This window comes from Microcoleus sp. S13C4 (genome assembly GCF_036700865.1).
Taxonomy (GTDB): domain Bacteria; phylum Cyanobacteriota; class Cyanobacteriia; order Cyanobacteriales; family Microcoleaceae; genus Microcoleus.
In genome coordinates, this window is record NZ_JAUBPS010000071.1 from 1 (window position 1) to 13,815 (window position 13,815).

Annotated in this window: 7 protein-coding genes; all 7 read right to left on the reverse strand. The window is 50.1% G+C overall.

Features of this window, described 5'->3' with window-relative positions; all coding sequences use genetic code 11:
• Positions 1–122: 122 nt before the first annotated feature.
• Positions 123–1,433, reverse strand: coding sequence for a Rid family detoxifying hydrolase (locus QT996_RS23300; protein ID WP_333049364.1), 1,311 nt, complete (start codon positions 1,431–1,433; stop codon positions 123–125).
• Entirely contained in the window at positions 1,423–1,548 is a 126-nt protein-coding gene (locus tag QT996_RS23305) for a hypothetical protein (protein WP_333049366.1), read from the reverse strand. Before QT996_RS23305 ends, QT996_RS23300 begins: the two co-directional genes overlap by 11 nt.
• 150 nt (positions 1,549–1,698) lie before the next feature.
• Complete coding sequence (locus QT996_RS23310; RefSeq protein ID WP_445304589.1) at positions 1,699–7,011, reverse strand: response regulator; 5,313 nt, start codon at positions 7,009–7,011, stop codon at positions 1,699–1,701.
• A 51-nt stretch (positions 7,012–7,062) separates the two neighbouring features.
• Positions 7,063–7,575 (reverse strand): HNH endonuclease, encoded by a 513-nt coding sequence (locus QT996_RS23315; protein ID WP_333049370.1) that lies wholly within the window; start codon positions 7,573–7,575, stop codon positions 7,063–7,065.
• Positions 7,576–8,022: 447 nt separating this feature from the next.
• Positions 8,023–11,118 (reverse strand): methyl-accepting chemotaxis protein, encoded by a 3,096-nt coding sequence (locus QT996_RS23320; RefSeq protein WP_333049372.1) that lies wholly within the window; start codon positions 11,116–11,118, stop codon positions 8,023–8,025.
• Between the two features lie 147 nt (positions 11,119–11,265).
• Complete coding sequence (locus QT996_RS23325) at positions 11,266–11,799, reverse strand: chemotaxis protein CheW (protein WP_190661936.1); 534 nt, start codon at positions 11,797–11,799, stop codon at positions 11,266–11,268.
• A gap of 683 nt (positions 11,800–12,482) precedes the next feature.
• Positions 12,483–13,721 carry a response regulator gene (locus tag QT996_RS23330; RefSeq protein ID WP_333049373.1) on the reverse strand — a complete coding sequence of 413 codons (1,239 nt, stop codon included), beginning with the start codon at positions 13,719–13,721 and terminating at the stop codon, positions 12,483–12,485.
• Between the last annotated feature and the right edge of the window lie 94 nt (positions 13,722–13,815).

The following is a 13,815-nucleotide window of genomic DNA, read 5'->3' on the forward strand; positions in this document are numbered from 1 at the left end:
TTAGCTGGCATTTTTGTAGAGATTGACTAAACTCATTTTTTATTATACCCTATTTAAAGGCACAACAGCTTATCCAGATGCCCGACTTCTTGAAAAAGTCTGGCATCTCAAAGAAGATCAAATCAAATAACCGCAATACAGTCAATTTCAACTAACACATCTTTCGGCAAACGCGAAACCTCCACACAAGCGCGCGCCGGTGCAGTTTCCGAATCAAAATATTTCGCATAAACCGCATTCACAGCGGCAAAATCATTCATATCTTTGAGGAAAACCGTAGTTTTTACCACATCCAACCAAGTAGCGCCGGCTTCTGTGAGAATGGCTTCGAGATTTGCCATAACTTGTTCGGTTTGTTTGGCCACGTCGTCGGTGTAGACAATATCGTTTAGTCTAATGTCGATCGCAATTTGGCCAGCTACAAACAGCATAGTGCCCGTAGCGGCGATCGCTTGATTGTAAGGGCCCACTGGTGCAGGTGCTTTGTCAGTACGAATAATTTTGCGCGTCATAGATGCCACTTTTTGGGATAATTTTTCCGAAGTTTCTTGATTGTAGATTTCTCCGTCAGAGGTTTCTGGCTGGTAGAGTTCTCCATCCGGCATTGTAGCACCAGTGAAGTCTGCATTTTCGATATTCCAGCCATAGGTTATTGCTCCTGTCAAGTCAGATCTTCTCAAATTTGCTTCATTTAGATTTGCCCTGCTCAAATTTGCCCATCTGAAATTTACTTTTTCTAGGTTGGTGCCTTGAAGACAGGCTTTGTTTAGCTTTGCACTTTGAAGACACGCTTCTTTAATATCTACGTCAGCCAAATTTATGCCTGACAAATTAACTTTATACAGATTGGCTTTCTGGAGTTTAGAGCCTTGAAACTTTGCATTTTGGAGTGTTGCGTCTGTCAGATTTGCCAGAGTCAAGTCTGCTTCAACCAAGTATGCTTCATCCATGTTAGCCTTGCTCAGATTGGCTCTATTTAGGCTTGCCCGATGTAAAGAAGCTACACTCATATCTGTGCTACTCAAATTTGCCCCACTCAAGTTTGCATTGTCTAGTCTGGTATAAATCAATTTAGCGCTAGTTAAGTTTGCTCCTGTTAAATTTGCTTTCTCTAGGTTGGCATTACTCAATATCGCATTACTAAAATTCGAGCGACTCAAATCAGAACCTTTTAAATCAGCCCAGTTGAGATTCGCTGAGCCAGCAACTGCGCCACTTAAATTAGCACCTCTCAGCGATGCTTTAGTGAGGTTTGTACTTTGAAGGTATGCACCTGTGAGAATTGCTTCACTCAAATCTGCACCTGAAAGATTTGCATTGTCTAAGTTTATGCCACTCAAATCAGCACCTTTAAGGTTTTCTTCACTTAACTGTGCACTCTTAAATGCACGTTCGCCGTTAGCGTATCTTTCTAAAAGTTCTTCAGCTTTCATAAATAACCGATCGCCCTTCCGCTAAACCCCACTTTCCCAGCCTACCACCAAAACCGAAAGCGCGAGCTAAATCTGCCTCAATCCGCGTCAATCCATCTTCATTTGCGGTTAACAAATTCCCTTTTTGCAACCGCAGATAGAGGCAGATAAACACAGATTAACGCAGATAAATTAGAGATTATCTGCGTTAATCTGCGTCAATCAATTTTCATCTGCGGTTAAGAAATTTGCATTTTTCAACGGCAGATAAAAGCCGATTTACAAATTAGACACCAACCGGAGCACCAACAACCTCACCTTTCAACATCCGAGAAGCAGCATCAAGCAATTGCTCCTCCAAATAAGGCTTAGTGAAATAACCTTTCGCGCCCAAACTGTAAGCCATTTGGCGGTGTCTGTCCGCACCGCGAGAAGTCAACATCGCGATCGGCAATTCACACAAAACCGCATCCTTCTGCATCCGAGAAAGTAGTTCCAAACCGTCCATTCTCGGCATTTCTATATCGCAGAAAACGATATCGCAAGGCAGACCAGATTTCATCTTTTCCCAAGCTTCCTTACCGTCGCGAGCTTCTTCTACACGATAGCCAGACTTCTCGAAAGTAATCGACAATAGCGATCGCACCGTAATCGAGTCATCCACAATCAGCACAGTCGGCTCAGTCTTCTCGATTTCCGCCTCCTTAGTAGCCCTCTCGGTCTCATCCCAAAGCGTACCGCCAGTGTCCTTCCGCAGCCTTCCGGTAGCCAAATCGATCAGCTCCAGAACGTCTGCAATCGCCACGATCCGACCGTCCCCGAGCACTGTGGCCCCAGCAATCCCGATCGGCTTCGGCACCGGCCCTTCCAACGGCTTGATCACAATTTCCTGTTCCGTCGAAACCTGATCCACCTGCACCGCCAAGAAATTGCCAGCAGACCGCAGCACGATCACCGAAATCATGTCATCGTCAGTATTAAACCCGTAAACACTGCCCCGACCCAAATGGCGGTTGTAAGCCAGCAAATCCCGCAGCGGCCGGAACGGCAAGCTTTGACCCCGCCACTCAATGCAAGGCAAACCGTCCGCCCCCGTCGTCACCTGATCGCGAGGGACATCGATCATATCCTCGACCCCATCCATCGGGAAAGCAATGCGAGCTCGATCGCTAATGCAAGTCAGAGCCTTAGAAATGCTCAACACCAGAGGTAAACGGATCGTAAACACAGTCCCCTTGCCGATGGTTGAATCGATCGACACAGTACCGCGAATCTCCTGCAAGGAAGTCTGCACCACATTCATACCGACCCCCCGGCCGGCATACTCCGTCGCCTGTTCCTGAGTGCTGAAACCCGGCATAAACAGCAAATCGTAAACTTCCGAGCGAGACATCCTCTGAGCCTGAGCCGCCGTCAGCATACCCTGCTTAATCGCCTTCGCCTTCACCCTTTGCGGGTCAATTCCCGCCCCGTCGTCAGAAACCGAAACCACGGTTTGGTTCCCTTGGTGGAAAGCGCGAATGGTAATCCTGCCGACAGCAGGCTTCCCAGCCGCCAGACGCACCTCCGGCGGTTCGATCCCGTGAGTAATCGCATTGTTCACCAAATGAGTCATCGGGTCATACAGTTGATCCACAATCATCTTGTCGATCAAAATATCCTTACCCTCAACCTGCAACTGAGCCTGCTTCCCGCACTTAATCGCAATTTCCCGCACCGCCCGGAACAGCCTGTCTGTCGTCTCCGCAAACGGCTTCATCCGGGCGCGAGTCAAACCTTCTTGCAGTTGAGTCGTAACTTGCCGCAGTTGGCGAGTCACCTGATCCGCCTCATCCACCAAAAACTCAATGTCCGCCGCCGACTCCCGCACCCGCACGATCAGCTCGATAATCTCCTGAGCCAAACTGTGGAAAGGAGTAAACCTGTCCATTTCCTCTGGTCTCCAGGCACTTTCCCGGGTGTGGGCGGAATCCTCGGAGCGCCAGGCCGATCGATGTCCCTGACGGTTTGCCAGCAAAGCAATCTCCAAAAGACTCCGCTCGTAGAAATCCTGAGTCCGCTGGCTCACATCGCTCAGCAGCGCTACCTGGTGCAGCAAATTGTCCAAAAACTGTCGCATCCGTTCTTGGTCTTGCTCCAAACTGTTGCGGTTTACCACCAGTTCCCCCATCAAATTGCTGAGGTTATCCAGTTGCTTGATCGGTACCCGCATCGTTTGGTCGCCGAACCCGCCCGCGCGGGCATTGCGCCTGGGTCTGTTGATCGCCGACGGCCCGATATTGCCTTCCCCTTGGCGGCCGCTGTCCTTGGGATCTTCCAGCAGTTTTTCCAAATCGCCAAATTCGTCGTCGCTCTCCTCGGAGGCAGTGCGCGGAGCTTTAGTAGCATTGGTCGTCGGTGCAGGAATTTCTGGCATAGTTGCGCTCTCGCTGAGTAGCTCTTCGAGATCCGAGAAAACTTCTGTATTGACCGGACTCTGATTTGTACTTCCAGAAGCTGCTATGACAGCTCCAGCACCCCCTGCAATTAACAGTGCTTCTAAATCGTCAAAATTACCTTCGGCATCCTCATCGCCTGATTCGCCCTCGGCAAAAAAGTCTGCCAGCGACCCCTCTTCCAACTCCGAGGAATCGGCCTGGGCCGACTCGTCCTCAGCGTCCCAAAAGCCCGTCGTCAGTTCCGAAGTCACCAGAACCTCAGCATCGATCGAATCCAACAAATCGTCAAAACCCTCTAACTCTTCGTTGTTGAGAGTAGCCCCGGTTTCCATCGCCGAGAGCAAGTCAGCATCGCCCTCAAACATACTATCGAGAGATTCTGTTGGCAGCGCCTCTAAATCCGCACTTGAAAACTCTGTTTCCAGCGCATCAAACAAATCATCCTCGCCTTCGGAGTCCCCAGCGGCCTCTGTTTCGGGTCGATCGAACAAATCCGCACCCCCCTCGTCGAACAAACCCTCCGGAGACTGGGGCGACAATTCTTTCTCATCATCAGCCGCGCCCTCATCTCCCGCCGCTACAGCATCGGGCTGCTGCACCATGCCTTCGGCAAACATATCCTCCAAAAAGTCGAAAACTGCGCCCTCATCAGACTCGACACTTGAAATTTCCGAATCAGGACGATCATCGGACACAGCCCCAAGTTCAACCTCTGCCGAATTTGCCCAGCCGTTGTCGGAAACAGCCTCCGCATTGTTCTCGAACAAACTCCCCAAGTCGCCCTCCTCCAATCCCACACCCGCACTCAGCAATTCTGAATCCCCATCATTGGGCCAACTCCCACGGGCTTGCCCCGAAGCTTGCCCATCATACTCAGTACCCGTAGGTACAGAACCGAACAGCTCAGTCAAATCAGCGGCTTCTCGGGAAGTAGCCACTCCTTGGCGATCCCGCACAGTCTGCTCATCCTCAGAAATCGAACCCGAAGTCATATCCCCAAACAGGGCATCTAAATCGGTATCGTCCAGCTCTAGGTTGACCGATTGCACAGACTCGTCTTCCAGGCCGAAAGCATCTTCTAGCCAGTTTTCATCCGCAGAGATATCTAAATCAGAATTTGATGTCATGTTAAAAACGCTGCCCATTTCCTCATTTTGTGCGATGCCCGCAGCTATATCTTGATCGCCCCCGTTCTCCCCGCCTTCGTCTTCTGAAGAAAGGAAACTAGAAGTAATCCCCAACAGCTCGCTCAAATCCGAGTCCTCGCCAACCTCAGAGAACAACTCGAAATCATCCATTTCAGGGAGAGCATGCGCTTCGGCATCCCCTGAATCATTATTGCCCCCCCCTGCTGCCAGCTCCTTCGATTCTCCGTCGAAAGCCTCCGACTTCAGGGAATACTCCGAAGACAGTGCCGGCACATCCGCTGCCTCTGATAAGCCTAAATCGCCGAACAAGTTATCGAAATCACTATCGTCCGTACCACTAGCAGAAGTTTGGGCAGCCACTTCGTCCAAAAGCGTACCGAGAGCATCTTCGTCCGCTTGTCCCCTAGCTGGGGCCACCGTGCCCTCTCGCCGCTCCAAACCGCCCCTACCGTTACCCGTTTTAAGCTGTTTGCGAGTTAACCGCTGGCTCGAACCCCCATTTTTCTGACCGGCAGCTACTGCCGAGCCCTCTGCCTCCTCTCCAAACAGCAAATCCTCCCCAAACAAGCTCGTCAGGTCATCAATCGGAGGCTTCGTGTTCGTTTCGGAACTTTCGGCATCGTATTCGTCAAACAACAAATCAGTAAAATCGCCGGAATTGTCATCATCGTCTGATCCCAGCATTCCCGCCGATATCCCAGAAGACTGTGCATAGTCGAGTTCTTCTTCTTCTTCCCAAGCACCGTCGAGATCCGGGGACTCGCCGTCAAACAAGTCAGCTAAAGTGTTGAGTTCTGCCGCGCCCACTTCCGGGCCGGTGCGGGTTGAGCCTCTAAAAGCACCCGTCTCCATATCCGATTCTGCGAAGGCGGAATCCTCGTCGAACTGGGCGGATCGAAGGCCACTGTCATCGTTGCTGTCGCCACTGTCTAGTTGGTCGAACAGCTCGTCTATACTCATTCCAGAAATAGTCGGCAGCAACTTGTTCAATCCATCCGGGGTATCGCCCGAGCCCACCAGATCCCAGGCCTCATCCTCAACAGAAACCACCTTTGTCCCGGATTTACTCGGTTGAGCGAAGGCCAGCAAATCTTCAAAATCCGTTTCTGGAACCAGAACAGCCGGCAGCAGCGCCAGAAGTTTTGCGCTTGGTGCGATCGACGATTCTAGACCAGAAATTACCAGTTCTTGCGCTTGTTTGATGTCTTTGATCACCGTTGGCGCTAAGGTACGGTAAGTATTTTCTGGGTTGGCGATCGCCTTGGATACAGCTTTGATCAATTCTATCCAGCAGGGCAGTTCAAATTCTTCCCCTGCCCTGAGCAAGTTCCGACAAATGTTCTTGAGTTGCCGCCTGCTTTCAGGCCCCTCGGGCTGTTTGAACTCTTGCAGAAGTTCCCGCATCCTCGCCGGCACGTCCGAGTCAAATACTAGCAGCAGCGCGCTGTCTTCTGTTGCTCTGGCATCAGGTGCGTAAACTGACCGCGAATCGGGAAAACTCCTTGATGAGGCAAACGCCCCGACTCCCATCCCCGCCATAACTGGTTCGGGTATTGGCATCGCGTAGCTCTCGTCTGCATGGTGTTCTCCGTATCCGACGAGTCCCCCCAAGTGCCCGTTGAGTTCTTCAAATACTGGTTCTAATTCTCGAACCATCTGTTCTCCCAATTCTTCTGTCAGTCCAAAAGGCCCCGACAGTTGCTCTAACAGCCCTTGCAATGTGTCAAATATTCGCAGAAAAAGGGACTCTAGCTGTTGGTCTACTTTAACGCTGCACTCTTTTAAAACTTTAAAACTATCTTCTAGTCGGTGAGCTGTTTGCTGAATGCTGGTCAGCCCCAGCATTGCTGCTCCTCCTTTGACAGAGTGAGCGGCCCTAAATACTTCGTTGACCAGTTCTGGGTCTTCGATCGTGGTTTGCAGATTCAGCAAGCCTTGTTCGATCGTATTGAGGTGGTCTTTTGCCTCCTCAATAAAGTAGCCCATTATCCTCTGTTGTTGCTCCGGCAGCATAGTTTTATTCCTGATTTTAAGCGTTATTGTATTGGGTCTATGTTAGTAGTTCTAGAGAAGTTCTTTGTAGATCTCGCCCCTTGCCAAGAGAATAATCTGACTGCGAGATATCGCAAATATCCTGGCTATTTTTGTTTTCGATATACCCTCACTTAAAAGATAGCGAATCTCCCGCACTTGTTCGGGTTTGAGTTTGCGGTTAGGACCTATCTTACCTGGAACGAAAGGAAAGCGGTTTTTCTCTATGGCATCCCGAGAGTTATCTGCGGGAGTTCCTTCCCACAAATGGTCAGGATTGACACAACCGCGATCGTCGCAACTGTGGCACGCAAAATAACCGGGTTTTACAGGTCGTCCCAGTTTGTGTTCCAGTACCAGTCTGTGAGCGTAGAAACTTTTTGTTTTGCCATTAATTTTAGTACCCTTAATGGCGTAACCATCACTTCTTTTAGCCAAGGTACAAATCCGGCAGACGTTCGGCTGTATTTGGGCTAGAATAGCGGAAATTATTTCTATACCTCGCAGTTTTTTTTTGAGGTTGTAGCGCTGATGTACTTTCGACATTTTTAATACGTCCTTTTCTAAACCTGTCTTGAGAATTTTCTAGCCTAGAACCTTCCCATAAATGGTTAGAATTAATGCGGTTGCGAACCTCGCAAGTGTGGCAAGCAAAGTATTCGGGCCTGAGCCACATACCTAATGAATGTTCTAATACTAAACGGTGGACAGTAAACGTTTTCCCCTCACCGTTAATGCGAAGTCTTTTATTGTCATAGCCCCTGCTAGATTTGGTTAGGGTAGAGATAATACAGCCCGTAGGATGAACTTCACCAAAGATGCCCGGTATTACCTCTACTATGTTATCGTCCATCTGTGCAACTCCTACTTTGTTTAGGTGTTGAATTAGCAGCCCCGCAGCGGTTTCAAGACTGTGAGGTTGCTTTTTATATGCCATCATTACCACACTAATGTGCTGGTAATGATGGCGATAAAAAAGCAGTAGACACTTAACTATTGTCTTTCTGCTGTTTCTACTCGGAATCTTTCCACCGATGTCAAAAGGTCGCGAGCAACGCCTACCAAGTTTTGCAAAGCACCGGAAACTCGCTGCGCTTCTTGGGATGTTTCCTGAGCGGTCAACTCGACAGCCTGCATAACAGAAGCTACGGCGCGAGCTGTTTCGTTTTGCTCTACTGTGTCGGCAGTAATCGATCGCACTAACACGTCAATTCGGTTAGTTACTTGAATGATATCTTCAAGCGATCGCTTCGCCTGTTCTGCCAATCTTGTCCCCTCAATAACCTGCTGCGTCCCTTCTTCCATCGCCGTCATTACCGCGCCGGTTTCGCTTTGAATTTGCATCACGATCTGTTCGATTTCTTTCAAAGACTTAGCCGATCGGTCTGCCAATTGTCGCACCTCGTCTGCCACGATCGCAAAACCCCTGCCCGCTTCCCCAGCTCTCGCCGCCTCAATACTGGCGTTGAGGGCCAACAAATTCGTCCGGGAGGCGATCGTCGCAATTAAAGCCACAATCTTAGAAATTTCTTGAGAAGCTTCCGCCAGCCTCTTGACTTTTCTCGTGGTTTCTGCTACTGTTTCTCGAATTTCCAAAATCCCGGCCACCGTCCGCTCCACAGCCTCGCCGCCTTTCAGAGCTGTTGCCGCCGCGCCCCGGGCCACTTCTTCTGCCTCTCTAGCGCTCTCTGCGACCCGCTGAATCGCATCGGTGAGGACTTGCACCGAATTCAGCGTTGCCGCCAGTTCCTCAGCTTGCCGCAGTGCGTCGGAAGACAAATCGCCCGCAAACTTAGCACTATCCGTAGCGCCTTTGCTGACCTCCCGAGCCGCCTGCTTCACCTGATGGACGATTTCGCGCAGATTTTGAATTGTCAAGTTAAACGAGTCCGCAACAGCACCCAAAACGTCTGCTGTCACTTCCGCAGTCACCGTCAAGTCACCCCGGGCCGCTCCTTCCACGTCGTCTAGCAAGCGAATCACTTGGCGCTGCAAGTCTTCTTTTGCCTGTTCCTGCTCGTCAGACTTGCGCCTGGTATCGCTAATCGTGGTTTGGATGACCTTCGCCATGTGGTTGAATTTAGCAGCCATTTTGCCAAATTCATCTTCCGAGTAAACCGTAGCCCGAGCGTCCAAAGCTCCTTGAGATACGGCATCGAACTGAGCTTGCAAATTGTCCGACGACTGGCGTACCTGCTTGGCGATCAACTGGCCGATGCCCCAAGAAGTTAAAAAGCTGGTAATGCCTGCGGCTGCGGTCATTACCCAGCCTGTTTGGCGCAGGTAAACGATCGCCTCCGGTTTGTCTTGCCGCAGAGCTTGATAGGAAGCAATGTTGGTGACGAAAGCCACAGCTACCAAAGAAACCAGTCCTGCCCCGATTGCCGTATACAACTGTTTTGTAAACAAAGGGGCATTTTCCAAGAAAGCCAGTCCCCCCTGTTCTACCGTGACCGAAGTATCGAGCGCTTCTGTTTCGGTGGGAGAAAAATTCGGCACCGACGCATCAGCCGGGCCGTTTATGCTAAATATCTCGTCATCCCGAATTGCTGAGCCATCGCTGTTGTCAAAGTCCAGGCTACTGCCTGTTGTTCCCATCATGCCGCTGGTCGAGTTGCCGAAATTGGTGTTACCTCTAGTCAAGATCGAACTCGTGGCATCTTCTGAGATATCAAAGTCCGGCAAATTCCCCAAATCGTCAAATTCGTCAAATTCGTCTAAAAAGTCGCTGTGTACTTGAGCGTTCCCAGTTTTTGATGACCAGGCGCTGTTGTTCTTGTCGGACGCTCCGAAAGCTGTCGCTTGTTCGTTTTCGTCGAAAGAGAAAGAATCGCTAAAAGCGTCGTCTTCAAAAGCATCTAACTCGAAGTTGTCTCTAGAGCCAAATGCCGGGGGTTCCGAGTCGCTGTAACCGTTGCTGTTGGCGGAAGCTGGATCGACTGAATTAAATTGTCCCCGGCTCGACCTTTGACTTTGAGAGTTGGGGACAGCACCTCCCATCAACAGCGTTTCGTCTTCCGCCAGCGAATAGTTTGACGAGTAGTTCGACCCGTGATTCGGCTGTTTATTTTGAGGTCGAGAAGACCCGAAACCCGGCGAGGGCATCGCCTCGGCAAAGGGATCTTCCTCTTCGACCCCAGGTGCGTTATGACCGTGATTTTGGCCACTCTGGGGCGGGGATTGGTAGTCGTAGTCGGAGTTATCGTCGAATTCGTCTGGCAAATCGAGCGCAGCAAAAGGTTCGCCAAAATTGTCCGAGGGCCCGATGGGGGAGTCTAGTTGGTTCGAGTCGAAGGAATTCCCGGTTTCTGAAGAGGCAAAACTTTGACCGTTGAGCATCTGAGTCGGAGCTTCTGAAAACGAATCTCCTGAGTAAGGTGCGCTTTTCCCAGACACTTTGCTGCTAGACACGTCAGCCGCCTCAAACCCTCCATCATCTAAGGCAAAAGGGTCTCCAAAGTCCGAGTCGGCAAACTCGTCTATGTCGTCTAGGGAGTCGGAGGTCTCAGCATAAGCTGCCATTCCGCCGCTGTCGCCACCAAACGGGTTAGAATGTGAGGCTAAATCTGGGACTAAGCCTGGGTGATCGTCGTCTTCTGCTTCCCACCCCAAGCCACTCATCCCCAAGTCTGCCAAGTCCTCGTTTTCCATGTCGTCTGGGGATTGACTTCTATAGGAAAGGGATGGGGAATTTCCTTGAAAAAGTCCCAAATCCGGGTCTTCTAAGCCTTCATCAAGAGATAAGTCGGGGTAGAATTCTAATTCAGTTTCAGCAGACAAAGCCTCGAAATTTTCTGTTTGCAGTTCTCCAGATAAAAATTGGTCTGTGTAGGTAATTCCGTTGTGAGCGTGTTCCACCAAACTCGGGTCGTCACTCAGGCCTAGCACAACCGTGTACTGTTCCCGCGCCACCTCATACTGTTGCAGTCCGTAGCAGTAAATGTGTCCGCACAGCAGGCGAGCGCTGGGGTCTTCGGGAAAATCTTCTACTAATTGATAAACTAGGGCTGCGGCTTCTGAATAATTGCCATCCATGTAGGCCGCTTCTGCCCGTTGGTAGTCCTGCTGAAAGTTGGTACTTGTTGCCATTTGCCGCCCTCTTTGGATTTTAGATTTTAGATTTGAGATTTTTGATTTTTATCTTGAATTGAATGTTTAGATGCGCGCCTCAAGTCGTGTGACTGTTGATGGTTAGACCCCAATCGAAAATCGCAAATCGCAAATCTAAAATCGATTTCACGCTGCCCACCGCGCCGAGCGCAGAATTTTCACTTGATCTAGCAGTCGGAGCACTTTCTGAGCTTGTGCACCTAACATCCATTCTCCCCTCAGAAATGGAATCATGCCGTCTGGTGCATTGTTCTGAGAGTGCAGTTGCTCTACGTCGAGCCAGTCCATCCCCACAATTCGATCGACTGCCAGCCCCAAAATCGTGTCTTGGTCTTCCACAGCCACGATCGGGATTTCGGGTCTATCTGTGTTCAGAGGTGTTTGGTCTCCCAGAAATTGGCCGAGGTCTGCCACCCAAATCACTCGTCCTCTCATATTTAGCGTACCTAAAAGCAAAGAGGAAACGTTGGGGATCGGTGTCATGCGGTCTGGGGAAGGGGATAGTACCTCTCTAATCCCTGTCGCTGGCAGTGCGAACTCGTTCCCCGAAGGAACGTAGAACCGCAGGTGCAGCTCGCCTTCGGGAGTTTCTAGTTCTTGGAATTCCGGAGCCGGATCTACACCTAGTCCTGGTAATATAAAGTCTGGGCTACCGCTAATCATAATTCTGACACCTGCATTTCTAGCAAATTGTTGAGGTTTCCCGCCAAGAATAACCCGATCAAAACTTCGATGGTCGAAACTTGACACAGCCAAGGGGTGAATGGCGCGACTGCCGGAGGTCCTTGGCAATAAATTTGCTCCGTCAATAATTGACTGCCATCAATAAATTCGCGCGACCTTTGCTGGCCAATTAGCTCAAATCGACTACGAACAATTAATTTGAAACCCCTACAGCTTCACTTTGTACTCCCACCGCCGTCTCAAGTGGTAAAACTCTGGGTAATTTCTGTGATGAATGCTAAACCGATACTCGGATTAGCGAGGAGTTGTTGACATGGCTGGTGTCGCGACAATCATGAACGGAGTCACTTAAGACTGAGAATTGGACTCTCTGACTTTGTACAGAAATACCTAGGAATTAGTAGCTCTGTGCATCAGTTTTTCGGAGCGGCTGCAAGTGGAGAACAAGTATATTATATTTGCACTTTGAGCGTGTTAGACCCACTTGGGCCTAGAAATTCAACAGAGTTTTACCGACACCCTTATGCCAGCGCGCGGATTAATACATTCTAGTTTATGGTGCGATCGCCAATAGTACCCCCAGTTTTCTCTTTGTGGCGGCCGAGACTTGATCTAACCGCAGGTACAAAAAAGATCCCATCAGGGCATGGGTGCGAAATTTATTTTTCTTCTAATTGGTCTTCTAGCGAGCGGTCTAATAATCTTCCCGAGAGATTGACCCGAGGGTAGCCCGGACCTACATATTTTTCTACCAGCATCAATAACTCGCTTTCACCAAAAGGTTTCGTGTAAAAGTCTGTAGCTCCTGCCATGCGGGCTTTAACGCGATCAATAAACCCGTCGATGCCCGTCAGCATAACGATCGGCGTCTGCCGGAAAGCGCTAGAACTACGCAGCATCGCGCAAATTTCGTAGCCGTCGAGTTCCGGCATGGCGATGTCACAAAGAATTAAATCGGGTTTTAGTGGAAACACCAAACTCAGGGCTTGGAGGGGATTGCCGATCGTAGTAGCTTCGTAACCGTGTTCATTTAAAATTGACTCGACTGTTTTGCGAATAATATTGTCGTCGTCAATACAGACAACTCTCGGAACTTTGGTTTCTGGGGACGACCATTCTTTTTTATTGTTGGCCGGGGCAACAGAAGGTTCGTAAAATACTTGCACCAATCCCTGCTGCACAAAGGGGTAAATCGCCTTAGCAACAGTGAGCACGTCTCGGTTGAGGTAGCGCGCCATTTGGCGGATCGAAGTGTGCCCATCGGCCCAGCGTCTGAGAGTATTAAAGGTATTGACAGGCAGCGCGACTCGCAGCTCGGAGGGGTCTGAAATCACCGGGCATTGGTTGGGCGACTGAATGTGAGGGTGAAACTGCTTCCACTGCTGCACCTGTTTGACAATCTTGGCCAGCAGCGAGCTAATTTCTAAGCTGGTCAGTTGAGGGGCCAAAGCTGGGCCCATTTCAAAAGTGAAGGAACCCTGGTGGAGACTGAGCAAGTCAAATAGGGTTTCGTGGATCATGCTCTGGATAATGTTGCGCCCTTGAGCTGGGGTGAGGATGTGGTTTTCTAGCAGGGCCCATAGGTAGCCGTATTCTGGGGCATTGGTAGATGCCATATAGGGAACTTGGATTTTGTCGAGGGCGGTATCTGCTTTGTAGCGGCGCAGGTAGTCGCGCAACCGAAACAAACTACCCGCACTCTGGGTAGCGTAAATAATCTGACCGTTGAAGCAGAAGACATACCAGGATTGTCCTGCAAGGGAGCGCGGGGTAGGTTGAGTACCCGTGCTGCTGCCGGTGGAGGTGTAGGCCTCTACGAACAGTTCTCCGGTTCGCTGACCTAACTCAATCAATTGCAGGATGCTGCGGATGTCTATTTCACTCAAATTTCCCTGCATGCAGCTAAAGTGTCCTCCTTAAAACCGTTGGCGTCTGAACTCGGAAAGACTGTGTGCTGGCGAAAAGATTGACTTTAGTTTCCGTCAATAAATT